General features: G+C 48.0%; 29 protein-coding genes. 21 read left to right on the top strand and 8 right to left on the bottom strand.

What is annotated here, in order from left to right:
- Positions 1-17 precede the first annotated feature (17 nt).
- Positions 18-272 (bottom strand): DUF2624 domain-containing protein, encoded by a 255-nt coding sequence (locus NSS95_RS08975; protein WP_014098002.1) that lies wholly within the window; start codon positions 270-272, stop codon positions 18-20.
- A gap of 208 nt (positions 273-480) precedes the next feature.
- Between NSS95_RS08975 and NSS95_RS08970 the strand changes: the two genes are divergently transcribed.
- Genes NSS95_RS08970 through NSS95_RS08960 form a run of 3 tightly spaced genes read left to right on the top strand, consistent with a single transcriptional unit; the run spans position 481 to position 2545 of the window.
- Positions 481-1239, top strand: a complete 759-nt coding sequence (locus tag NSS95_RS08970) for a metal ABC transporter ATP-binding protein (protein ID WP_026683238.1) — start codon at positions 481-483, stop codon at positions 1237-1239.
- A 14-nt stretch (positions 1240-1253) separates the two neighbouring features.
- Positions 1254-2111, top strand: a complete 858-nt coding sequence (locus NSS95_RS08965; RefSeq protein WP_014098004.1) for a metal ABC transporter permease — start codon at positions 1254-1256, stop codon at positions 2109-2111.
- Between the two features lie 2 nt (positions 2112-2113).
- Positions 2114-2545: a Fur family transcriptional regulator gene (locus NSS95_RS08960; protein WP_014098005.1), complete on the top strand. Its 432-nt coding sequence runs from the start codon at positions 2114-2116 to the stop codon at positions 2543-2545.
- Positions 2546-2782: 237 nt separating this feature from the next.
- Here NSS95_RS08960 and NSS95_RS08955 read toward each other — a convergent pair whose 3' ends face one another.
- The 3 genes from NSS95_RS08955 to NSS95_RS08945 form a co-directional block, all read right to left on the bottom strand.
- Entirely contained in the window at positions 2783-3376 is a 594-nt protein-coding gene (locus NSS95_RS08955; protein WP_014098006.1) for a 5' nucleotidase, NT5C type, read from the bottom strand.
- Positions 3377-3499: 123 nt separating this feature from the next.
- Entirely contained in the window at positions 3500-4600 is a 1101-nt protein-coding gene (gene ispG, locus NSS95_RS08950) for a flavodoxin-dependent (E)-4-hydroxy-3-methylbut-2-enyl-diphosphate synthase (protein ID WP_128890997.1), read from the bottom strand.
- Between the two features lie 107 nt (positions 4601-4707).
- Positions 4708-5040: a hypothetical protein gene (locus NSS95_RS08945; RefSeq protein ID WP_014098008.1), complete on the bottom strand. Its 333-nt coding sequence runs from the start codon at positions 5038-5040 to the stop codon at positions 4708-4710.
- A 182-nt stretch (positions 5041-5222) separates the two neighbouring features.
- Between NSS95_RS08945 and sodA the strand changes: the two genes are divergently transcribed.
- The 3 genes from sodA (at position 5223) to NSS95_RS08930 (ending at position 9448) form a co-directional block, all read left to right on the top strand.
- Complete coding sequence (sodA, locus tag NSS95_RS08940) at positions 5223-5831, top strand: superoxide dismutase SodA (protein WP_014098009.1); 609 nt, start codon at positions 5223-5225, stop codon at positions 5829-5831.
- 122 nt (positions 5832-5953) lie between these two features.
- A complete protein-coding gene (locus NSS95_RS08935) occupies positions 5954-7168 on the top strand; it encodes an MFS transporter (RefSeq protein WP_035187935.1) in 1215 nt (404 codons plus the stop codon).
- A 102-nt stretch (positions 7169-7270) separates the two neighbouring features.
- Entirely contained in the window at positions 7271-9448 is a 2178-nt protein-coding gene (locus NSS95_RS08930) for a peptidoglycan D,D-transpeptidase FtsI family protein (RefSeq protein WP_340713857.1), read from the top strand.
- Positions 9449-9494: 46 nt separating this feature from the next.
- Here the strand turns inward: NSS95_RS08930 and NSS95_RS08925 are convergent, their stop codons facing one another.
- Positions 9495-9851, bottom strand: a complete 357-nt coding sequence (locus NSS95_RS08925) for a hypothetical protein (RefSeq protein WP_017550540.1) — start codon at positions 9849-9851, stop codon at positions 9495-9497.
- Positions 9852-10124: 273 nt separating this feature from the next.
- On the opposite strand from NSS95_RS08925, the gene rpmG reads away from it, so the two are divergent.
- From rpmG to NSS95_RS08900, 5 genes are all read left to right on the top strand, one after another.
- Positions 10125-10274 (top strand): 50S ribosomal protein L33, encoded by a 150-nt coding sequence (gene rpmG, locus NSS95_RS08920; RefSeq protein WP_014098013.1) that lies wholly within the window; start codon positions 10125-10127, stop codon positions 10272-10274.
- Positions 10275-10494: 220 nt separating this feature from the next.
- A complete protein-coding gene (locus NSS95_RS08915; protein ID WP_168986044.1) occupies positions 10495-10671 on the top strand; it encodes a hypothetical protein in 177 nt (58 codons plus the stop codon).
- A 99-nt stretch (positions 10672-10770) separates the two neighbouring features.
- Positions 10771-11925: a rhomboid family intramembrane serine protease gene (locus NSS95_RS08910; protein WP_017550537.1), complete on the top strand. Its 1155-nt coding sequence runs from the start codon at positions 10771-10773 to the stop codon at positions 11923-11925.
- Positions 11926-12206: 281 nt separating this feature from the next.
- Complete coding sequence (locus NSS95_RS08905; RefSeq protein ID WP_013859652.1) at positions 12207-12428, top strand: YqgQ family protein; 222 nt, start codon at positions 12207-12209, stop codon at positions 12426-12428.
- The gene (locus NSS95_RS08900; protein ID WP_014098016.1) at positions 12421-13389 is read left to right on the top strand and encodes an ROK family glucokinase; all 969 of its coding nucleotides are present in this window, start codon (positions 12421-12423) and stop codon (positions 13387-13389) included. The genes NSS95_RS08905 and NSS95_RS08900 overlap by 8 nt, the downstream gene beginning before the upstream one ends.
- Positions 13390-13693: 304 nt before the next feature.
- On the opposite strand, the gene NSS95_RS08895 is transcribed toward NSS95_RS08900, so the two are convergent.
- On the bottom strand, positions 13694-13867 hold the full coding sequence (locus NSS95_RS08895) for a DUF2759 domain-containing protein (RefSeq protein WP_014098017.1): 174 nt from the start codon (positions 13865-13867) through the stop codon (positions 13694-13696).
- Positions 13868-13996: 129 nt separating this feature from the next.
- Here NSS95_RS08895 and NSS95_RS08890 point away from each other — a divergent pair, with 129 nt between their 5' ends.
- Positions 13997-14626 (top strand): MBL fold metallo-hydrolase, encoded by a 630-nt coding sequence (locus NSS95_RS08890; RefSeq protein ID WP_014098018.1) that lies wholly within the window; start codon positions 13997-13999, stop codon positions 14624-14626.
- A 68-nt stretch (positions 14627-14694) separates the two neighbouring features.
- Here NSS95_RS08890 and NSS95_RS08885 read toward each other — a convergent pair whose 3' ends face one another.
- Positions 14695-14937, bottom strand: a complete 243-nt coding sequence (locus NSS95_RS08885; RefSeq protein WP_014098019.1) for a DUF2626 domain-containing protein — start codon at positions 14935-14937, stop codon at positions 14695-14697.
- Between the two features lie 77 nt (positions 14938-15014).
- Positions 15015-15722: a helix-turn-helix transcriptional regulator gene (locus NSS95_RS08880; RefSeq protein ID WP_014098020.1), complete on the bottom strand. Its 708-nt coding sequence runs from the start codon at positions 15720-15722 to the stop codon at positions 15015-15017.
- A 194-nt stretch (positions 15723-15916) separates the two neighbouring features.
- Between NSS95_RS08880 and comGA the strand changes: the two genes are divergently transcribed.
- From comGA to NSS95_RS08835, 9 genes are all read left to right on the top strand, one after another.
- Positions 15917-17041 carry a competence type IV pilus ATPase ComGA gene (gene comGA / locus NSS95_RS08875; protein WP_071451933.1) on the top strand — a complete coding sequence of 375 codons (1125 nt, stop codon included), beginning with the start codon at positions 15917-15919 and terminating at the stop codon, positions 17039-17041.
- A complete protein-coding gene (comGB, locus tag NSS95_RS08870) occupies positions 16941-18005 on the top strand; it encodes a competence type IV pilus assembly protein ComGB (RefSeq protein ID WP_230090458.1) in 1065 nt (354 codons plus the stop codon). Before comGA ends, comGB begins: the two co-directional genes overlap by 101 nt.
- A gap of 68 nt (positions 18006-18073) precedes the next feature.
- Positions 18074-18385: a competence type IV pilus major pilin ComGC gene (gene comGC / locus NSS95_RS08865; RefSeq protein ID WP_014098023.1), complete on the top strand. Its 312-nt coding sequence runs from the start codon at positions 18074-18076 to the stop codon at positions 18383-18385.
- Positions 18382-18825: a competence type IV pilus minor pilin ComGD gene (comGD, locus tag NSS95_RS08860; protein WP_014098024.1), complete on the top strand. Its 444-nt coding sequence runs from the start codon at positions 18382-18384 to the stop codon at positions 18823-18825. The genes comGC and comGD overlap by 4 nt, the downstream gene beginning before the upstream one ends.
- Positions 18812-19120 carry a type II secretion system protein gene (locus NSS95_RS08855; RefSeq protein ID WP_014098025.1) on the top strand — a complete coding sequence of 103 codons (309 nt, stop codon included), beginning with the start codon at positions 18812-18814 and terminating at the stop codon, positions 19118-19120. The genes comGD and NSS95_RS08855 overlap by 14 nt, the downstream gene beginning before the upstream one ends.
- Positions 19083-19568, top strand: coding sequence for a competence type IV pilus minor pilin ComGF (gene comGF / locus NSS95_RS08850; protein WP_035184588.1), 486 nt, complete (start codon positions 19083-19085; stop codon positions 19566-19568). Before NSS95_RS08855 ends, comGF begins: the two co-directional genes overlap by 38 nt.
- Positions 19565-19933 (top strand): competence type IV pilus minor pilin ComGG, encoded by a 369-nt coding sequence (gene comGG, locus NSS95_RS08845; protein WP_014098027.1) that lies wholly within the window; start codon positions 19565-19567, stop codon positions 19931-19933. Before comGF ends, comGG begins: the two co-directional genes overlap by 4 nt.
- Complete coding sequence (locus NSS95_RS08840) at positions 19930-20487, top strand: shikimate kinase (protein WP_014098028.1); 558 nt, start codon at positions 19930-19932, stop codon at positions 20485-20487. The genes comGG and NSS95_RS08840 overlap by 4 nt, the downstream gene beginning before the upstream one ends.
- Positions 20474-20650: a YqzE family protein gene (locus tag NSS95_RS08835; RefSeq protein WP_014098029.1), complete on the top strand. Its 177-nt coding sequence runs from the start codon at positions 20474-20476 to the stop codon at positions 20648-20650. Before NSS95_RS08840 ends, NSS95_RS08835 begins: the two co-directional genes overlap by 14 nt.
- The last annotated feature ends 18 nt before the right edge of the window (positions 20651-20668 follow it).

Genomic DNA, 20668 nt, shown 5'->3' with positions numbered 1-20668 from the left:
TCCGGCCGGTTCTTTTTCTATTTTGCCAATAAGACAAACACCCGGTTGATTTCTTTTGCGGTGAGCGGGCTTGTAATTTTTGCAATGTCTTTCAGTGCTTTGCTGCGGGCCTCGTCATCAAAGATGTCCAACTGTTTTCCCCGCACATAATCCGCGATTTTTTCCGCATCTTCGCGGCTGATTTTCACGTTAAACTGCCGCGCGTATTTAAAAAGTTCCGCGCCGGTAATGATATTCACCTTATAATTGACCATATTTTGAATCAGTTTCAATATCCATCACTCTCCCCGCTTCATGTATATGCGGGCCGGGAAGAAATGTTTCAGATGCTTATGGAAGGGGATATTGCCGCGGAGGAAGAAAAGCGATAAGAAGGCGGCAATTACCGGCATTTCCACGTGAACCCCTCCGCGCTTTACAATCTTTCGGAAAGAAGGTATAATGTTTAAATCGGAATGATTCTGATTGAGGAGTTTGCGTATGGAAGAATATGTTGTAGAAGTTTCTGGCCTCTCTTTCCGTTATGACCGGCAGAATGTGCTGGAACAGATCGATTTAAACATACCAAAGGGAGCGTTTCTCGGCATCATTGGCCCGAACGGTTCCGGAAAATCAACCCTGCTAAAGCTCATGCTCGGGCTGTTAAAACCGCAGGAAGGGGAAATCCGCCTTTTCGGCACGCCGCTCAGCCGCTTTAAAGACTGGAGCCGGATCGGTTTTGTCTCGCAAAAAGCCAATGCATTTAATACTGGTTATCCTGCGACCGTTTTAGAAGTGGTCGAAAGCGGCCTGGTGAAAAAAACCGGCCTGTTCCGTTTCCTTGGCCCCGGCGCCAGAAAAGAAGCAATGGAAGCGATCCGCTCAGTCGGGATGGAGGCGTACGCCCATCAAAATATTGGCGAGCTAAGTGGCGGCCAGCAGCAGCGTGTGTTTATCGCGCGGGCCATTGTCAGCAAGCCGGAGATTTTGATGCTGGATGAGCCGACAGTTGGTGTGGACCAGCGCCATGTCCGGTCTTTTTACGAAATGCTGGAGCAGCTGAACAGGGAATGGGGCATTACCCTGATTCTTGTCACACATGATATCGGCGCCGTTTCCGACAAAGTGACGCATGTTGCATGCTTGAACCAGCATTTATATTTCCATGGAGACATCCACGCGTTTCAGCAGTTGGATAAAGAAAAACGTTCATCCTGGTATGCCCACGATGTCCGGTTGCTGGCGCATGAACATGGGTGAGAAGGAGAAACCGAATGATTGCTGCACTTTTTCATTATCATTTTTTACAAAATACATTTTTGGCCGGCATTTTAATCGGCCTGATTGCCCCTTTGATCGGTAGTTTTATTGTCGTACGCCGTTTGTCGCTGATTGCGGATGCGCTCAGCCATGTCACATTGTCCGGGATTGCGATCAGCCTGTTTTTAAGCAGCAAGCTTTCTATTCTTGCCGGGTTGAACCCGCTTTATATTGGCACCGGCTTTTCCGTGCTCGGATCCGTGCTGATCGAGCGGTTGCGCGGGGTTTACCGGCATTATGAAGAACTTGCGATTCCGATTATCATGTCGGGCGGGATTGGCATCGGGCTGATCTTTATTTCTGTGGCCGGAGGGTATAATGTAGATTTGATGAATTACCTGTTCGGCAGCGTAAGCGCGGTAAGCCAGGCTGATCTTTGGCTCATTCTGGGGATTGCCGTCATTGTGGCGGCTGTGATCCTTTTGCTGTATAAGGAACTTTTCCTGCTTTCTTTTGATGAAGAATATGCAAAAGTGTCCGGTATTCCTGCGAAAACGATCCATTTGCTGTTTATGGTGCTGATTGCGCTTGTGATTTCGGCTGCGATGCGGATCGTGGGGATTATGCTTGTATCCGCGCTGATTACGCTCCCGGTAGCGGCCAGCATCCGCATCAGCCGGGGATTTAAACAGACCATTTTGTTTTCCGTTCTTTTTGGCGAAATTTCCGTTTTGGGCGGGCTGGTTACGGCATTTTATCTGAATTTGCCGCCCGGTGGTACAATTGTGGTGATTTCCATCGTCATTTTGCTTTTGGCGGTTTATATGAAACGATTCCGGCCCGGTGCCGGTTTGAACAAAAAGAAGGTGTGAACATGCTTTTGGATGAGGCAATTGAAATCTTGAAGGAAAACGGCTATAAGCATACAGGAAAAAGGGAAAAAATGCTCGATTTGTTTTCGGAGAGCAATAAGTATTTGACGGCAAAAGACGTGCTCGAATGGATGAAAGATGCGTATCCGGGCCTCAGTTTTGATACGATCTACAGGAATTTATCGCTTTTTGCTGAACTTGGCATACTGGAAGTGACAGAGCTGTCCGGTGAAAAGCATTTCCGTTTCAAATGCTCGACAAACCACCACCATCACCATTTTATTTGCCTGGCGTGCGGGAAGACGAAAGAAATCCCGGATTGCCCGATGCCAATGGTGAGCGGTTTGGAAGGGTATGCCATTTCCGGCCATAAGTTTGAAATTTACGGCACGTGCCCGGAATGCATGGCAGATGAAACGCGGCAAAATATTTAACAAACCCTGCTTCCGGCAGGGTTTGTTTTTGCTATATAAGTTGAACGAATGTGTTGCCAGAATCCATATCGATCCTGATCGTAGTAGATGTTGGCGCGAAAAACTGAAGTTCATTTTATGATTTTGGATATTTTTCAAGACGCCTTCCGGGAAAAATAACCCGGGCGCAGGCATGCGGGTCACCGCAAAAAGCTATCCGCAACCCAGCCTGTCCCTTACAGAAACCCGGATAAGCCCTTAATCGCGTGCGGAGCGGCTGGACTGGGTGATCCAGCGTCTGACCCAGTCATCCGCTTCTTTCCAATTTTTCACCCGGTATACATTGTCCGGGACGGGATCCCGGTTGTATGGGGTGTCAAACAGAAGGACGGGGATGCCGAGCGTTTGCGCAATGGCGGCCGCATTGTCATGTTTGTCTTCCAAAAACAAATCAACGTTGTACTTTTTTGCGGTTTCCACTTTGTGATGCGTGCCGATCAGCTCGATATGATGGTATTTCAGCTGTTGTTTTGTAAACCAGTTTTTGGTCACATCAAGGAGATAGGATGCGCGTGCGCTGATAAAATACAGCTCAAACCGGTCTGCCCATTTGTTTAACACTTCTTTTGCCCCTTTTGCAACCGGGGATTTTGCATAGATCACAGGCTCCGAGCGGATAAACCAGTCGGCAAATGTCCCGGCAGGAATATCGACGACATCTGTGATCTCATACTTCGTTAAGTCTTCATATTTCAGGTCAATGTGAAAGGCATCGTTAATGAACGGAATAAGCGTTTCAGGATCTGTCACAGTCCCGTCAATGTCAATGCCGAAACGGTATTTTTTCACCATGGTGCGCCTCCTTTTCCGTTTTGAATGTGAAGCGGTCGTGCCGCCTGTTGTCCGGGCCAGGCCTGGAAGATAAAAGTTGCCGCGCATGAAGAAACACCGGCTTGTTTTACGCCGGTGTTTCGGTCAGACGGGGTTCACGTTTTGCGCGGCCTGTTTTTGGTAATACGCTTCGGCAAGCATGTCGATTTCTTTTTTCAATTCTTCTACCATTTTATCTTCCGGCACTTTCCGTATGATTTTCCCTTTGCGGAACAGGAGGCCTTCCCCGCGTGCACCGGCGATCCCAATATCCGCTTCTCTTGCTTCACCGGGGCCGTTAACGGCGCAGCCGAGGACGGAAACTTTAATCGGCGCTTTTATGGTCTGTAAATATTCTTCGACTTCGTTTGCAATGCTGATTAAATCGATCGCAATCCGGCCGCAAGTCGGGCATGAAACGAGCGTCGGGGCATTGGAGGAAAGCCCGAATATTTTCAGCAGTTCACGCGCGACTTTCACTTCTTCCACCGGGTCGGCGCTTAAAGAAATGCGGAGCGTGTTGCCGATTCCCATATTTAAAAGCGTCCCAATCCCGGCGGCACTTTTGATGGTGCCGGAAAACAGCGTCCCGGATTCAGTAATACCGAGATGGAGCGGGTAGTCAAATGTCCGGGCCGCTTTCTCGTACGCTTCGATGGCAAGGCGGACATCCGAGGCTTTCATCGAAACGATAATGTCGTGAAAATCCAGGTCTTCCAGAATCCGGATATGGTGCAGGGCGCTTTCGACCATGCCGTCTGCTGTCGGGTATCCGTATTTTTGCAAAATTGGTTTTTCAAGGCTTCCAGCATTGACGCCGATCCGGATCGGAATGCCGCGCTCTTTTGCCGCTTTCACGACCGCTTCGACTTTTTCGCGCTTGCCGATATTACCCGGGTTAATCCGGATTTTATCGACGCCGCCTTCAATTGCGATTAACGCAAGCCGGTAATCAAAGTGGATATCCGCGACAAGCGGGATATGGATTCTTTTTTTTATGTCGGGAATAGCCCTTGCCGCCCGTTCATCCGGGACGGCAACGCGCACGATCTGGCAGCCTGCTTCTTCAAGCCGCTCAATCTGGCGGACAGTTGCATCGACATCATGTGTTTTCGTCGTCGTCATACTTTGAATGAATAATTCATTGCTGCCCCCGATCGTCAAGTTACCTACCTTGACAGGGCGCGTTTTTGTACGGTGTATGATCTCACCCAAGGATATTCGCTCCTTTAATGATCTATCAGTCCATAAACATTTTACCAACTTACATTTTACCAATTTACTGCCCCGATTGACAAGACATACTCCGGTTTTTACCGGGATTCGCCGTAAATGGGAAACCGGTACGTTTGTCCAATTTGGATGTCTTCCGGTGCAATTCCGCCGTTTAGTTTGCTGAAATCGCGGATCACTTTTTCAATCGAAGGCGCCGTCCCGCCTGATATTTTTTTGACAATCGTAAGCACCGTGTCACCGGAATGGACCTTGGCTGTGACATACGGACCGTGGGTTGTTTCAGGTTGTATGGCAACGTTTTTTTCGGTTGTTTCTTTAGCATTCGTCGGGATTGTGCCTGCGTGGAGATCGTAGTAGATGCTGTAAGAGATAAGGGCAACGATAAAGAGCGCAAATATTTTTTTCAACATGGACATTCCCTCCTTTTATGAGTGCTACCAGTATATGCCGGTATGCTGTAATTAGAACCCGGGATGATTCTCAAAAATGCAGGCGAAAAATTTGCCATTTATCAATCGGTTTTGGTACATTAAATATGACAAATCTTTGAATCTTTTCGGTTCAAAACACTACATAAAGGAGGAATAAAGATATGACGTACACTTTACCGCAATTGCCGTATGCGTATGATGCCCTGGAGCCTTATATTGACAAGGAAACGATGAACATCCACCATACGAAGCACCATAATACTTATGTCACCAATTTGAACAAAGCGTTGGAAGGCCATGACGACCTTGCTTCCAAATCCGTTGAGGACTTAATTTCGGATTTGAATGCGGTTCCGGAAGAAATCCGTACAGCGGTTCGCAACAATGGCGGGGGACATGCCAACCACTCGTTGTTCTGGACGTTGCTTTCGCCAAATGGCGGTGGCGAACCGAAAGGCGCACTGCTTGACGCGATCAACAGCAAATTCGGCAGCTTTGAAAAATTCAAAGAACAATTTGCAGCGGCTGCAGCGGGTCGTTTCGGTTCCGGCTGGGCATGGCTTGTTGTCAATAATGGCGAGCTTGAAATTACAAGCACCCCGAACCAAGACAACCCGCTTTCCGAAGGCAAAAAACCAATTCTTGGCCTTGATGTTTGGGAACATGCTTACTACTTGAAATACCAAAACCGCCGTCCGGAATACATTTCTGCATTCTGGAATGTCGTGAACTGGGACGAAGTGGAAAAACTGTACGAAGCAGCGAAATAATCGCGATCCATTTAAAAAAGGGCGTGCCGCGCCATTTGCGTGCACGCCCTTTTTGCATGCGCTCGTGCATAAACGCCCCCGTTTTTCAAAACAATATAGGGGAATGGGGGGAGTTTTGATTTATGAAACGTGTGCAAAAATGGTTCGGAGATATAGAACTGTCAAAAGATCTGCTGCTGCTACTTGCGATCGGCGGGCTTTATTCTCTAAGCGTTTCGCTGTCCAATTCTTTCGTTAACATATATTTATGGAAGCAGACAGGGAAGTACATAGATCTGGCGGTATATAATTTATCGGTTGTTATCCTGCAGCCGCTTACTTTTATCATCGCGGGAAGATGGGCGAAAAAAGTGGACAGGGTCATGGTGTTCAGGATCGGGGTTGCCTTTTTGGCACTGTTTTATTTAAGCGTGCTGTTTTCGCGGGGGCATGCCGGCGATTTTATCGTTTTGCTTGGCGGGCTGCTCGGGATCGGCTATGGCTTTTATTGGCTCGCCTATAACGTGCTGACGTTTGAAATTACGGAGCCCGAGACGAGGGATTTTTTTAACGGCTTTATGGGGGCATTCGGATCCATCGGCGGCATGGCCGGGCCGTTTGCCGCCGGTCTGATCATTTCAGCGATTGGGAAAAGCGGCTATACGGTCGTTTTTGCGCTCTCTCTCATCCTGTTTGCCCTTGCCGTCGTCCTCAGTTTTTTTATTGCACCACGACCTGCACACGGCCGTTATTTGTTTAAGCAAATCGTAAAGGAACGGCATCGCAACCCGAATTGGAAACGGATTACAAGCGCCCATTTTGTCCAAGGTTTAAGGGATGGCACGTTTGTGTTTATGATTTCCGTTTTTGTGTTCCTTTCCACGGGGAGCGAGCTTTCTCTTGGCACGTTCGGGCTGATCAATTCCTGCCTGCAGTTTCTCGGGTACACGCTCGTTGCCCGTTATATTAAAATCAAGCATCGCCAGCGCTCCATTTTTTTGGGCGGGCTGCTTCTGTATGCGGCCGTGTTTTTGTTTATTTTTGAAGTCACCTATCCGAGAATGCTGCTTTATGCCGCAACGATTGCGATTGCTTACCCGCTTCTGCTTGTCCCGTATAATTCGATGACATACGATGTGATCGGCAGGGCATGGAAAGCAGCGGAAGCGCGGATTGAATATGTTGTCGTGCTTGAAATATTTACCAATGCTGGCAGAGTCGTTTCGATTTTGCTTTTCATTGCGGCTGTCACTTTTTTCAACAGCCAGATAAGCATCCGCGTGCTGATGCTTGTGATTGGGGCAGGACATTTATGCATTTCGCTTTTTACAAGGAATATTCGGATTGGGAATATGTAGGGCCGCCGTTTCCAAAAATGGCGGTATTTTTTATAGCCATGTCCGCACTTTTTCGCTAAAATGAAATGTATAGCCGATGGCGAAGGGAGGAGCAGAAAAAGGTTGAAGAAAAAGAAGCGAAAAAAGCGGTCGCATATTCCATTTAGAATGAATATGCTGTTCTTTGCTGTTTTTGTGCTTTTTTCGGTCTTAGTCGTGCGTCTGGGCATCGTGCAGATTGTCTACGGCCAGGATTACAAAAAAGAACTTGAACAGACGGAAGACAAGACGATCCATACTTCTGTTCCAAGAGGAAGAATTCTTGACCGGAACTATAAAGTGATTGTGGGCAATAAAGCGCTGAAGGCGATCACATATACGAGAACCCAGGCGGATGACAACGGGAAAATGCTGAAAGTGGCAAGGAAACTCGGGGAAATCATCAAAGTGCCGGATGCGGATGTGAAACGGCTAACGGACCGGGATAAAAAAGACTTTTGGATCCTGACCCATCCGAAAGCGGCAAAACAGCTCGTTTCCAAAGCGGAACAGGCAAAGCTCGACAACGACAGCGACAAAATATACAAGTTGCAGCTGAATCGGATTACGAAACAGGATCTGGATTCACTGTCGCGGGATGATCTCAATGTGCTCGCGATCTACAGCAAAATGTCGGCCGGCTATGTGCTGTCCCCGCAAATTATCAAAAACACGGACGTGACGAATAAAGAGTATGCGACTGTGAGCGAGAATCTTTCAGCGCTGCCGGGCGTGGATATTACAACCGACTGGGAGCGGAACTATGTGTTCAAAGAGGCAAACAGCAACGATTCGGTTTTGGGGTCAATCCTTGGCGATGTGACAACCGAAAAAGAAGGCCTGCCTGCCGATAAGGAACAGTACTACACGGCCCGCGGATACAGCCGCAATGACCGCGTCGGGAAAAGTTACATTGAACAGCAGTATGAAGATGTCTTAAACGGCGAAAAAGAAAAAGTGGAAGCGAAGCAGGATAAAAAAGGAAATGTCATCTCTTCAAAAGTAATCAGCAAAGGGAAGCCGGGCAGCGACCTTGTTTTGTCTGTTGACATTGACCTGCAAAGAGAAGTTGAAAAAATTATTACCGATGAAATCAAAGCGGCCCGCGCAAGCAATCCGCTTGTTGACCGTGCCTTTGTCACCGTTATGAACCCGAATACCGGCGAAGTGCTGACAATGGCCGGCAAACAGGTGGTCACAAAAAACGGGGCTGCGAAAATCAAGGACTTTGCACTCGGGAATATGACAACTGCTTATCCTTCGGGTTCTGCAGTGAAAGGTGCGACTGTTTTGACCGGGTACCAGACCGGGGCCATTTCGCCCGGGAGTGTATTTGTCGACCAGCCGCTCCATTTCGCCAGCACCCCTGTGAAAAAATCGTGGGTGACGTCTGGTTTTGGTGCGATTAACGACTTAAGGGCCCTGCAGGTTTCATCGAACGTATATATGTTCCGGACGGTCATGGCGATCGGCGGGCAGCATAATTATGTACCGAATGGCTCGCTTAATATTGACAAAATGAAAACGATCCGGACATTGCGCAAATATTTTGCCCAATTCGGGCTAGGTGTTAAAACCGGTATCGACCTTCCGGGTGAAGTCGGCGGCTATCAAACGGAAGTCCCGCCGAACAGCGGGAACGTGCTCGACTTTGGGATCGGGCAGTTTGACACGTATACTGCGCTTCAGCTCTGCCAGTATGTTTCCACGATTGCAAACGGCGGTTATCGCGTGCAGCCGCATATTGCGAAGGAAATCCGTGAACCGAGCCCGGACGGCAAGACACTCGGGCCTGTCGAAAAAGAAATCGGCACGACGGTCTTAAACCGTGTGGATATGAAGGAGTCATACATCAACCGCGTCAAACAAGGTTTTTATAACGTGGTGAACGTTCCCCACGGAACAGCTTACGGGCGGATTGATTCCAGTCTGAAAGTGGCAGGGAAAACCGGGACGGCACAGGCTGTTTATGGCGGTGAACTGGTGGAAAAATACGATGCGGCCGGAAGGGCACATCCTTCCATTTGGTCAGATGCATGGAATTCCACCTTTGTCGGTTATGCGCCTTACAATCACCCGGAAATTGCCATTTCGGTTGTTGTGCCATGGTCTTACATGGGAGGCGCATCCGACCCGCACACAAATTTAAAGATTGCGAACCGTGTGTTTAAAGCTTATTTTAACCTGAAGAAAAAAGAAGAAAGCCATGCTGCCAACACGGCCGTACCAACAGCCGAAAACGGGGCAGGCGGTTCGAACTAATGGCTGCGATCAAAAACGGATAACGGGGTTTCCCGCTATCCGTTTTCTATTCCATGGCACCCGTAATGATGCGTTTCACCTCGTTTACAGGGAGGGCGGACTGCCTTGCAATCTGTTCGAATGAAAGACCTTGCCGGAACAAAGCGAGCACCTGGTTTTTTACAATTTCATTGACCGGCATCCTTTCGCCGGACGAATCCGGAAGAAGCGGGTCGGCTCCAGGCGCCATGAATTCTTCTTCGAGCGTCTGTAATCTTTTTTTGATCTGGTACGTTTCCTGGAAAAATTTTAAAGACAAATCTTCCAGTTCCTGTTCTACCAGATGCACGCGGTCCTGGCGGAAAAACGAAATAAGAAACAATACCACAGAAAGCGCCAGTAACACCATCAGCGTCATAACCATCCATTTCTCTCCTTTTTCATTGCAAAGTACTATTGTTAGTTATATCACGATTTTCCGGTGAAGTGTACCGCCTTTCTGGCAAGAGGGGGCGAAATCGTGCAAGAAAAGGGGGAGCGGCGGACTTGCCCCCATTCAAGTGAAAATTTCACCTATACCGGCAGCCGGCGGGAAGAACGGTTTTGCCCGAAAAAACATACTGGCAATCGTCCGTGAAAAATGCTATGATAGATAAGTCGTATGCACGATCGATTGAGAAAGATGGAGGGATGAAACATGCGTGTAAACATTACACTGGCTTGCACGGAATGCGGTGAGCGTAACTATATTACAACGAAAAATAAACGTACGACCCCGGACCGTATTGAATTGAAAAAATATTGCCCGCGGGACAAACGTGCAACCGTACATCGCGAAACAAAGTAAACAGCAGGCGTTTTCCTGCTGTTTTTTCTTTTGCCGGGACTTACATATAAAATGAATTGAAGTTTTTACATTGAAACAAGGTCATCCATTTGCATAGGTTTCTTTTTGCAGCCGGCAACAAAGTAGCGATGTTTCGTTCATTTTATATAGCGGATAATTTTTCTCCCGGCAGGAAAAATAGAAATGAGTTGCGGAAAATTTTTTTGGGGGAGGAATCGCCATGAACAGATGGCTGAAGTGGATGGCGGTACTGCTTCTGTTTTCAGCAGCTTACCGGAACCGTTACCGAGTATTAAACACTGTATTTGGGTACGGCCCTGCGAGAAAATTGGCGGTCACGGCAGCAATGCGGATTCCCGGATTGCGGTCACGCGTCATGGGCCAGATTTTTCAATAACGGCGAAAAAGGGCGGGTGTAAAAGGCCAAACGCTTTACACTCCGCTCTTTTTTTCGATATAGTTAGGATAAAATGGATGGAAAAAGGCAGGGGAAATCGTGAACAGCAGGGCAGATGTTTTGTTTTGGGCAATCAGCCGCCATTTTGTCGTGGAAAATGAGTACCGGATCATGTTTTTGAGTGAAAACCGGGATGAAATGTGGCTTGCCAATCCAAAAAAGAAGAATTTGCCGCTTGTGCGCCTTTTGCGGTATGACATCGACTGGGGCAACTGGTTGTACCGCGACATCCGTGATTGTTGCGCACAGGCTGAAGATTTATGCAAACAAATAAGACGGCTTGCTCCGCGCGTACTCAATATTTATGTGAGTGCGTATGCGCCGGTTGACGATTATGAAATTTATTTGGATGAACCGATGCATATTAATGGCGGAAAAACGGAACTCCACAGCGTATTGATTGAAGGGGAGAATCCTGATCCCGGGATCAGCAAGCTGCGTCAGTTTACGGAAGGCCGGCTTGCGATTGCGCCCGAAACCATGGGTGGGGACCCCTATGCATTACAGCGGATGGTGTTCGCAGCCGAGGCGCAACGGGAAGAGGAGGAACGGCAGCTGTTTGATGCGGGCAGGCCGTTTTTTACATACGTCTTTCTGGCCGTACAGATTGCCGTGTTTATTATCATGTCGCTTACCGGCGGGACGCAGAATACGCAAAACCTGATTCGTTTCGGCGCCAAGTACAACCCGCTGATTATGGAAGGGCAATATTGGCGGCTGATTACGCCGGTTTTTATTCACATCGGGATCATGCACCTTTTTATGAATTCGCTCTCTTTATATTACATCGGGCCGCTTGTCGAACGGATTTACGGTAAGGCGCGTTTTGCCCTGATTTATTTGTTCGCCGGGTTTACAGGCTGCCTGGCCAGCTTCCTGTTTTCGCCAAGCCTTTCTGCCGGCGCAAGCGGTGCGATTTTTGGCTTGTTTGGCGCTTTGCTTTACATCGGGACGGCTTACCGCGATCTTTTTTTCCGGACAATGGGATCGAGTGTCATTACGCTCATCATCATTAATCTCGTTTTCGGCTTCTCCGTTTCCGGCATTGACAATTTCGGGCATCTTGGCGGGCTTTTCGGCGGTTTTCTCGCAGCATGCATCGTCCACTTTCCGAAACGGAAGCGCATCGGTGTACAGCTTCCGGCTCTTCTTCTTGCCGCTTTCCTCGTTTATATGGGCCTGCGCGGCGTCTAATAAAGTATGCCCCCCGTTTCGGTTCCGGCCCGCTTCTTTGGCGTGCAAGCGCGGGCCTTTCGGGGGACGAATTCTGCCGGGATAAAAAATTCCCTCTTTGAGACCGCGGGTTGTCACGGCCATTCTTCAAAAAATGCTCCGGGCATGGTTTCACAGCGCACTTCCATGCCGAGCGGCCAAATGATCCGGCAAATTGCCGCAATTTGATGCTTGTTAGAAGCTGCACAATCGACTATACTTTTCTTTGGAACAGATTTTTATCAAACGAAAGCTGGGTCGAAATGAGAACGCTTTATGATGTGCAGCAGCTTTTGAAAAAATTCGGCATTATTGTCTATATCGGGGACCGGCTTGCCGATCTCGAGCTGATGGAATTGGAACTGAGACAATTGTACCAGGCAAGGGTGCTGGAAAACCGCGAATACGAAACCGCCCTGTTGATCATCAGGCAGGAAAAACGGTTGGAAAAAGAGAAAAAAATTGAGGGTGAGCGAAATGGCTGAGAAATGGATCATTGGCATTGATTTGGGGGGCACCACCACAAAACTGGCATTTGTGAATGAAGCAGGCGATATTTTACACAGATGGGAGATCCCGACTGTGACGGCTAACCAGGGGGAAGCGATCCTTCCGAATATCGCAAAATCGATTGAGGACGAATTGGCCCGGGTAAAGCGGGAGAAAAAAGATATCACAGGGATCGGCCTCGGCGTACCGGGACCGGTTGATATGGAAGCCGGCGTGATCTATGAAACCGTCAATATCGGCTGGGCACAGCATTATCCGGCTGCCGGGACATTGCAAAAATGGACGGGGTTAAAAGTGGTGATCGATAATGATGCAAACGTTGCGGCACTCGGTGAAATGTGGAAGGGTGCCGGGAAAGGTTCCGGGGAAATGGTCTTCGTTACGCTTGGCACCGGTGTCGGCGGCGGCATCATTACAGGCGGCGACATCGTCCACGGTGTAAAAGGGGCGGCAGGCGAAATTGGCCATATTACCGTTATTCCGGAAGGCGGGGCAAAGTGTAACTGCGGGAAAACCGGCTGCCTTGAAACGGTCGCTTCTGCAACAGGCGTGGTCAGGACAGCCATGGCGAAACTGGCTGCATTTAGCAGCGCGTCTCCGTTAAAAGATTTGTATGCCCAAAGCGGCTCGGTAACCGCTAAAGATGTGTTTGATTTTGCGAAAGCGGGCGATGCCCTTTCCTGTGAAATTGTGGACGAAACGGCAAAATACCTCGGGCTTGCGCTGGCAAGTGTGGCAAATACGTTAAATCCGGAAAAAATCGTGTTAGGGGGCGGGGTGTCAAAAGCAGGCGAAACGCTCTTAAACCCAGTGCGCGCTTATTTTTTGAAATACGCGTTCAACACGGTCGGCAAATCGACAAAACTGGAACTTGCCACATTGGGAAACGATGCTGGCGTGCTCGGGGCAGCGTGGTTGGCGTTAAATAAAATATAAGGAAAGCTCCCTCTTTCATGATACTCGCTGATTTTGCCATACGAGAAACAGCGATATCTGAAAAGAGGAGTTTTTTTCCAGCCTCCGTACTACAAGGGCGGTATGGCCGTTTTGCGCAAGTCTTTATGCTGCAGAGAAAAAGAAATGGTTTTTTTGGACTGAATCATCTAGAGACGGGCAGCCTGTTGCAAACTTGTGTGCTAGCGCGCACTAAGCTTTAAGACAAATTGAATTACGGGAACTTGCTTCGGTTTTTGGTGATGCAAAGATGCAAAAAAGCGGCATGGCGCCGCTTTTTTAAGCATTAAGTAAAGGTCGGGTAGCCCGAATGGATGACGGTCATGATGGCAAACCAGCCGAAAAGGGCAAAAGAAATGATACCGAAAATAAATCCGAGGATATTTTTGTTTTTGGCCGCAGTAATGAAACCAATCAGTGACAGAATGGAGACGAGACTGAAAATAATGACTGTACCCATGACATCCCCCTTATAATGAAAAGGCATTCAATTATCTTTATTTTACAACCAGTCTGGTGATTTGTCGAGTAAATGAACAGGCATTTTTTGCGGATGAAAACATGATACAATAGGACAGGAGGGATACGAATGAAATGGAAACAATTGCCGGTCGGGCCCATTCAGACGAATTGCTATATCCTGTGGAATGACGAAAAAGACTGTTTGATTTTTGACCCCGGCGCTGAATTTCACAGACTTCATGCTTTTATCGGGGAAAATGGGCTGAAACCGCACGCGGTGCTTTTAACGCATGCCCATTTTGACCATATTGGTGCTCTTGATGCAGTGCGGGATGCGTACAAGATCCCGGCCTATGTCCATCAAAAGGAAGAGATGTGGCTTGGGGATCCCGGGCAAAACGGGTCCTATTTTTTCGGGATGGGAGAAATCAGCGCGCGCGGGGCGGAAAAGCTGATCACCGGGGAAGACATATTGAAAATCGGCGCTTTTTCGCTTCACGTGCTGGAAACACCGGGCCATTCACCGGGCAGTGTTTCGTACTGGCTGCCTGAACACAACATTGTTTTTTCAGGGGACGCCCTTTTTTCCGGCAGCATCGGACGGACTGATCTACCGGGTGGGAATCACGGCGTTTTGCTGGAAAGCATTCATACAAAATTATTGGTTTTGCATCCGGACACGATCGTGCTCCCGGGACACGGGCCGCAGACAACGATCGGGGCGGAAAAAGACTCCAACCCGTTTTTGGAGGGATAAAAAAACCGGCATGCGCTGCCGGTTTTTTTAGTGCAAGAAAAAAGCAAGCAGATTTTAAGAGGAACAGGTTATTCGCCGAAGCCGGGTGTGAGTATAAACGTGGTGTAGTACGTAAAGCCGGCGAAGAAAATCGTTAAATATGCCCCAAAGATGTACATATACATGCGTTCGGACAGTTTCAAGTAGCTGACAAGCACAAAGAAACCGGTCTGGGCCAGAAACAATAAAGCGGTTTCTTTCATGCCGCCGAGAAAAAACATGACGGCCATTACACCAGTCCAGAAACCCAGTACGCGGTACATACGATCCAAATGAACCACCCCTTCTTTTTATGTCCATCAAGTTTTATTATAAAGGAATAAAGAAGGGGTGTAAACACAACCGGTGCTTAATTCGCAACTTTAGCAACTTTCACATGATAAATGCATTCGCTGCAATCATGGAGCATCGTTTCCTGCTGGTTGATGTCGAAATCGTCAAACAGTGCCTCAAACAACCCGTGAATATAGGCGACATGCATCTCGCAAACATCCGCCGAGTGATGGATTAATTCCCGGAACGGACAGTTGTATACATGGTAATCGAGTTCGTTCTTGTCTGTTGTTTCCAGCGTTTCGATGCAATATCCGTCCACGGTGGACACGCTTGCGAGCACAGATAATTTTTCGTTAAATGTCAGCTGGTCTTTTGTTTTATTCATGTTTTTTAAGATGTTTTCGATGATCCGTTTTCCGTACTCCCGGCCGATATCTTTCAAAAGGCCTGCATCTGCCAGTTTCATTTTGTTGATTGCTTCAAGCAAAATGTTGGACAGCAATTTGTATTCACGGTGCGGGAAGGAGAGTTCTACCACTTGTTCAGAGCTTTTATACAGCCTTGCCGGGCGCCCGCCTTTCCCGGTTTTGTTCAGTTCAGATGAAATCACCTTAACATCTTCGAGCTTGGACAAATGGAGCCTTGCCACATTCGGATGAATATGAAATTCATTGGCCACTTCCTGGACGGATACTTCGCTCCGTTTCTTCAGTACAAATTGGTAAATCGAGTAGCGGGTCGGGTCAGAAAGGGCATTGATCACTTTTAATGTTGGTTCCATATGAAACACCTCTATATTTTTTATCCTATTTATATTATAAATGATAACAACGCCAAAATTTGTGACAAAAATCACACACTTTTTTGTCGCTAAGAGAAAAAATAGCGAAAAAATTTTTGTTTTAAAGCAGGAATTTTGAAAGCCGTGTCGAAATGAGAGAATATCCCAAAAAGAAAGGTGGTATGTGATGGATTATGTCAGTTGAAAAAATTGCGGAACTTTTGATCGGACAGGCGGTAAAAAACAATGTGACCGATGTCCATATCGTTCCGAAAGAAAAGTATTACCATGTCCAGTTCCGGCAGTACGGAAGGCTGTACCCCCACCGCAACCTTTCCGCGAAAGCCGGGGAAAGGCTGATATCCCATTTGAAATTTATGTCTTCCATGGATATCAGTGAAAAACGGAAACCCCAAAGCGGGTCGTTCGCCATGAACGTTTTGCAGCAGACGATCTCCTTAAGGATTTCGACGCTGCCAACCTCTCTTTCCAAAGAGAGCCTCGTCATTCGGATCTTGCCCCATGAAGAAAAATTCCAGCTCAGCCAAATTTCACTTTTTCCATCGAGCACAAAAAAATTAATGGCGCTGCTCAACCATTCGCATGGCATGCTGATTTTCAGCGGCCCAACCGGCAGCGGCAAGTCTACGACGATGTATACGCTTGTTGAGCACTGCGCAAAACGGTTTTTACGGAATGTGATTACACTGGAAGATCCTGTTGAAAAACAAAGCGATTCGTTTTTGCAGGTGCAGGTAAATGAAAAAGCAGGTTTTACTTACAGCACAGGGCTGAAAGCGATTTTGCGCCATGATCCGGATATTATTCTGGTGGGGGAAATCCGTGATGCCGAAACAGCAAGAATTGCGATCCGCGCATCACTCACCGGCCACCTCGTGCTGACGACATTGCATACGCGTGACGCAAAGGGCGCGATTTACAGGCTGATGGAATTTGGGGTGAGCATCCACGAAATGGAGCAGACTTTGCTCGCAGTCAGCGCACAGCGGCTGATTACATTGCGATGCCCGGTATGCGGTGGGATCCGCTGTCCGCATGATTCGCAAGATTGCCCACGCAGCCGAGAAAAGCGGCAAACCGCGGTATATGAGCTGCTGTACGGGAAAAATTTGCAGCGAGTGCTGAAAGAAGCAAAGGGGGAACAGGTCTACTATCATTATCCGACACTGAAAGAATGGCTCAGAAAGGGGATTGTGCTTGGATACATTTCTGAAGAAGAGTATCACCGCTGGATTGCCGAAGAGGAAGAAGCGGATAAGCCTCAAACTGCAGGGGCGCTTTCTTACCCGGGTCGGTGAAATGCTCGAAAACGGATTTCCAATTGCAGATGCTATCGATTTTCTCGGGCATGTGGACGGCGAACTGGATGCGCGTTCCATGAACAAACAGCTGCAAAACGGAACACCGCTCCATGACGTGCTGCTGAAACACCGGTTTGATGCCAATGCATGCATGCAAATTTATTTTGCCGGACGGCACGGGGAGATGGTTGCTGCCCTTAAAGAGGCGGGCGCCTACTTATTGAAAAAACATGAGGATGCCCTTGCCTTTTGGAAACTGATCCGTTATCCGCTCATATTGGCAGCCGCGCTGTTTATCGCCACGGCTTTTGTGAGAAACGTGCTGCTGCCGCAATTTGAACATATGTATGTCGCAATGGACTACAAACCTTCGCGAAATCTCCGGCTGTTCCTTACTATCATGGAACAGGCCCCGCATGTTATCCTGGTTTCAAGTATTTTTCTCTTCCTATTTTTCACACTCTTTTTTCTCTATTTTAAACGAAAAAAACCGCTGAGGCAGGCGGCGTGGCTTTCGCGGCTGCCGGTATCCCGCTTTTACTATACCAGCTATTACAGCCAGTTTTTGGCAAGAGAATGGAGCTTTATGCTGAAAAGCGGTTTTTCCGTCTATGAAATTTTGCATGTCATGGAATCGCAAAATTTTAAGCCGCTTTGGCGCGATACTGCAAAATATTTGCGCGAAAAACTGCTTGCTGGTGAGACGTTCTCCCGGGCCCTGGCTTCTGTCCCGTTTATCGAGCCACAGCTGGTCATTTTGGTCCGCCACGGGGAGAAAAACGGGCGCCTTGATCAGGAGCTCTATTATTACAGCCAAATTAGCTTGAAAAGAATGGAAGAGAAAATCCAAAGCCTGTTCGGGCTGATTCAACCGGTTGTGTTTATTTTCATCGGTTTCTTTTTGGTCGCCATTTATTTGTCGATCATGCTGCCGATGTTCCAGATGATTGACGCGGTTTAACCGGGGAAGGCGTGCCGGATGGCGGGGCTTCAAGCCTTCCCCCTAAAAAAAGAAAGGAGAAATTGCCCATGTCTTTTATCAAAAATGAAAAAGGGTTTACGCTGATCGAAATGCTGATTGTTTTGCTCGTCATTACGGTTCTCTTGTTTTTGATGATTCCGAACATTTCCAAGCATACCGATGCGATCAATAATAAAGGCTGCGATGCGTTCATTGCGATGGTGCAGGGACAGGTGCAGGCGTATGAAATGGACCACAATGAATATCCGTCATCTATCAACCAGTTAAAAGACGGCGGCTATGTATCGAAAACGAGCTGCCCGAATGGAAACGGAGTGAACATCGGGGCGGACGGGAAAGTAACGGAGGTTGCAAAGTGAAACGGCCAAAAAATGAAGCCGGTTTTACCTTTCCGGAAATGCTCGTTGTTTTGTTGATTGTATCCGTGATCACCGCCCTTGCGTTTGCCGGTTTTAAGCCGGTGAAACATACGATCGTCAAAAAAATGTTCATTAACCAGCTTGAAAATGATTTGTATCTGGCGCAAACGGACGCGATTTCCCGCCAGACGAATGTATACGTCCAATTTTTCCGCCAGAACAATATGTACTCCATTTTCGAAGCGAGGAAAAATGCGACGATTATAAAAAGAAGGCTTCCGGAAGGCATCAAAATGTTCGAAAACGGCAGCTTTCATTCCTATGCAATTGGGCCGGACGGGAATGTCACCCAGTTCGGCACGCTCTATTTCCAGTCCGGCCAAGAACAAATCAAGCTGGTTACGCATATTGGAAGCGGGCGGTTTTATGTCGAAGAATGAACGGGGCTTTACTTTTCCGGAAGTCATCGCTGCGTTTGCCGTATTTTGCCTGATGGCGGCCTGCTTATTCCCGCCGTTTCTCCATATGCTTGGTCAAATCAAAGAGACAAAGCAGGAGATGGAGGCATCCCGTTTTTTATACGAAAAAACGGAGGAATGGATTTTTACCGGAAAAGTCGTTGAAAAAGAAAAAAAGGCGGGCGGGGCCACATGGACATTTCAAATCAAAGACAATGGCAGAAAGGCATGTGTCAAACATGAACAAAACACGACTTGCGTTTCGCTCCAGCAATGAAAAAGGCTTTACGCTGCTTGAAAGCGTGTGCGTACTGCTTCTCGTCACTTCCTTGTTCTCACTTTTTCCCCTGGCAGTGAAAACATTCGGGACAGCCGGGGAAGCATTCCGGCCGGAAGAAGATGAAGAGTGGAATCTTTTTCTCATGCAGTTGCGTAAAGAAATCCGGATAAGCACCTCGTGCCAGGCAGCCCAAAATACTTTGAAACTGAACGAGGCAGGAAGGACGGTTACGTATGAACCATACCAGAACAGTCTGCGGCGGAGAGTGGACGGTGAAGGGCATCAAATTGTGCTTCAAAATGTGCAGTCCATCCAATTTGCGGCAACAGGAAACGGGGTCAAAGTGGCCGCCGTTTATCCGAATGGCGCGGAAAGAACAGCGGAAATGACCTTTCTTTCCCGCCATGCGGTTGATCCCGGCCAATCGGAAGGCGTTGCCCGATGAACAGGCAAAAAGGGTTTATTTTGCCAGTGGTGCTGTTTTTGGCGCTTGCCGCATGCAGTATGGTCATTTCGGGAACGGACATTTATCTCGGCGAAAAGAAATATGCCGTGCTGGTGAAGGAATATTATTTGCGGAATACCATGTCGCTTTTCGCCATTAGGGAGGCGGCGCAAAAATTGGAAAAAGGCGACAAAAGCCCGGGGGAACTCCGTTTTTCAGACGGAAAGGTGTCTTACAGTATCAAACAGGACGGAGATACTGCAGTGATTTCTTTAACTGCGGAAAATGAGAGTGGTGAACCGTTTAAAAGTACGATACGATATAATCAGACAGAAAAAAAGGTGTTTCAATGGGAGGAACGATGAACAAAAGGATCTATTTGACCGGGTTTATGGGTGCCGGAAAAACGACTGTCGGCCATGCGCTCGCCTCGCTCTTGGGAAGTAGGGCGACGGACTTGGACCGCTGGATTGAAGAAGAGGAAGGAATGCCGCCCGCTGCCATTTTCGCTGTAAAAGGAGAAGCCTATTTTCGCCGGAAAGAAACAGAGATGCTGAAACGGGCCACATCGCTTGCAGGGGTGATCATGACAGGCGGGGGAATTGTCATGCGGGAAGAAAACGTCTGTCTATTAAAACGAGACGGCGTGACGGTTTTTCTGGATTGCGATCCGGAAATATTGGTTTCACGCATTCAAAATGACCCCTCAAGACCTGTTGCAGCAGGAAGGACAAAGGAGGAGATAATCTCCCTTTATAAAAAAAGGCGGCCGTTTTACCTTTCTTGTGCCGATTTGGTTATTGATACGACGGGAAAATCGGTGGCGGAAATTGTTGCGGAAATTTCCGGCCGCATAAAAACGGAAGCTTTCGGGTATACTGGCGCCTGTAAGGACGGTGGCGCCAATGTCGACAAATGATTATGTCAAATTGCTGACACAAACATGGATGCAGCATGTGAGCACGCCAAAAAGCGAGCGGCAGAAAAAGCGGAACGAGAAAAAGGAAGAGATGCCGCCTTTTGCCGAAAGATGGTTCGGTATCCTCCCTTATTTTTTCCTCTTTTTCAAAAGAAAACAGTAGAAAGCAGGCAGCCTTTTT

This window comes from Weizmannia sp. FSL K6-3076 (assembly GCF_038007245.1).
Lineage (GTDB): Bacteria > Bacillota > Bacilli > Bacillales > Bacillaceae_C > Weizmannia > Weizmannia faecalis.
This window is presented reverse-complemented; position numbering and strand designations above follow the sequence as displayed.

Excerpts from the sequence above, each read along its gene's own strand:
- NSS95_RS08960 (WP_014098005.1), top strand. The coding sequence starts at position 2,114 with ATGCTTTTGGATGAGGCAATTGAAATCTTGAAGGAAAACGGCTATAAG.
- NSS95_RS08945 (WP_014098008.1), bottom strand. The coding sequence starts at position 5,040 with ATGTTGAAAAAAATATTTGCGCTCTTTATCGTTGCCCTTATCTCTTAC.
- NSS95_RS08840 (WP_014098028.1), top strand. The coding sequence starts at position 19,930 with ATGAACAAAAGGATCTATTTGACCGGGTTTATGGGTGCCGGAAAAACG.
- NSS95_RS08915 (WP_168986044.1), top strand. The coding sequence starts at position 10,495 with ATGAACAGATGGCTGAAGTGGATGGCGGTACTGCTTCTGTTTTCAGCA.
- comGC (WP_014098023.1), top strand. The coding sequence starts at position 18,074 with ATGTCTTTTATCAAAAATGAAAAAGGGTTTACGCTGATCGAAATGCTG.
- NSS95_RS08900 (WP_014098016.1), top strand. The coding sequence starts at position 12,421 with ATGGCTGAGAAATGGATCATTGGCATTGATTTGGGGGGCACCACCACA.
- NSS95_RS08955 (WP_014098006.1), bottom strand. The coding sequence starts at position 3,376 with ATGGTGAAAAAATACCGTTTCGGCATTGACATTGACGGGACTGTGACA.
- NSS95_RS08925 (WP_017550540.1), bottom strand. The coding sequence starts at position 9,851 with ATGGTTATGACGCTGATGGTGTTACTGGCGCTTTCTGTGGTATTGTTT.
- NSS95_RS08835 (WP_014098029.1), top strand. The coding sequence starts at position 20,474 with ATGTCGACAAATGATTATGTCAAATTGCTGACACAAACATGGATGCAG.
- NSS95_RS08880 (WP_014098020.1), bottom strand. The coding sequence starts at position 15,722 with ATGGAACCAACATTAAAAGTGATCAATGCCCTTTCTGACCCGACCCGC.
- NSS95_RS08895 (WP_014098017.1), bottom strand. The coding sequence starts at position 13,867 with ATGGGTACAGTCATTATTTTCAGTCTCGTCTCCATTCTGTCACTGATT.
- NSS95_RS08905 (WP_013859652.1), top strand. The coding sequence starts at position 12,207 with ATGAGAACGCTTTATGATGTGCAGCAGCTTTTGAAAAAATTCGGCATT.
- NSS95_RS08890 (WP_014098018.1), top strand. The coding sequence starts at position 13,997 with ATGAAATGGAAACAATTGCCGGTCGGGCCCATTCAGACGAATTGCTAT.
- NSS95_RS08855 (WP_014098025.1), top strand. The coding sequence starts at position 18,812 with ATGTCGAAGAATGAACGGGGCTTTACTTTTCCGGAAGTCATCGCTGCG.
- NSS95_RS08965 (WP_014098004.1), top strand. The coding sequence starts at position 1,254 with ATGATTGCTGCACTTTTTCATTATCATTTTTTACAAAATACATTTTTG.
- comGF (WP_035184588.1), top strand. The coding sequence starts at position 19,083 with ATGAACAAAACACGACTTGCGTTTCGCTCCAGCAATGAAAAAGGCTTT.
- NSS95_RS08970 (WP_026683238.1), top strand. The coding sequence starts at position 481 with ATGGAAGAATATGTTGTAGAAGTTTCTGGCCTCTCTTTCCGTTATGAC.
- rpmG (WP_014098013.1), top strand. The coding sequence starts at position 10,125 with ATGCGTGTAAACATTACACTGGCTTGCACGGAATGCGGTGAGCGTAAC.
- comGG (WP_014098027.1), top strand. The coding sequence starts at position 19,565 with ATGAACAGGCAAAAAGGGTTTATTTTGCCAGTGGTGCTGTTTTTGGCG.
- comGA (WP_071451933.1), top strand. The coding sequence starts at position 15,917 with ATGTCAGTTGAAAAAATTGCGGAACTTTTGATCGGACAGGCGGTAAAA.
- sodA (WP_014098009.1), top strand. The coding sequence starts at position 5,223 with ATGACGTACACTTTACCGCAATTGCCGTATGCGTATGATGCCCTGGAG.
- NSS95_RS08935 (WP_035187935.1), top strand. The coding sequence starts at position 5,954 with ATGAAACGTGTGCAAAAATGGTTCGGAGATATAGAACTGTCAAAAGAT.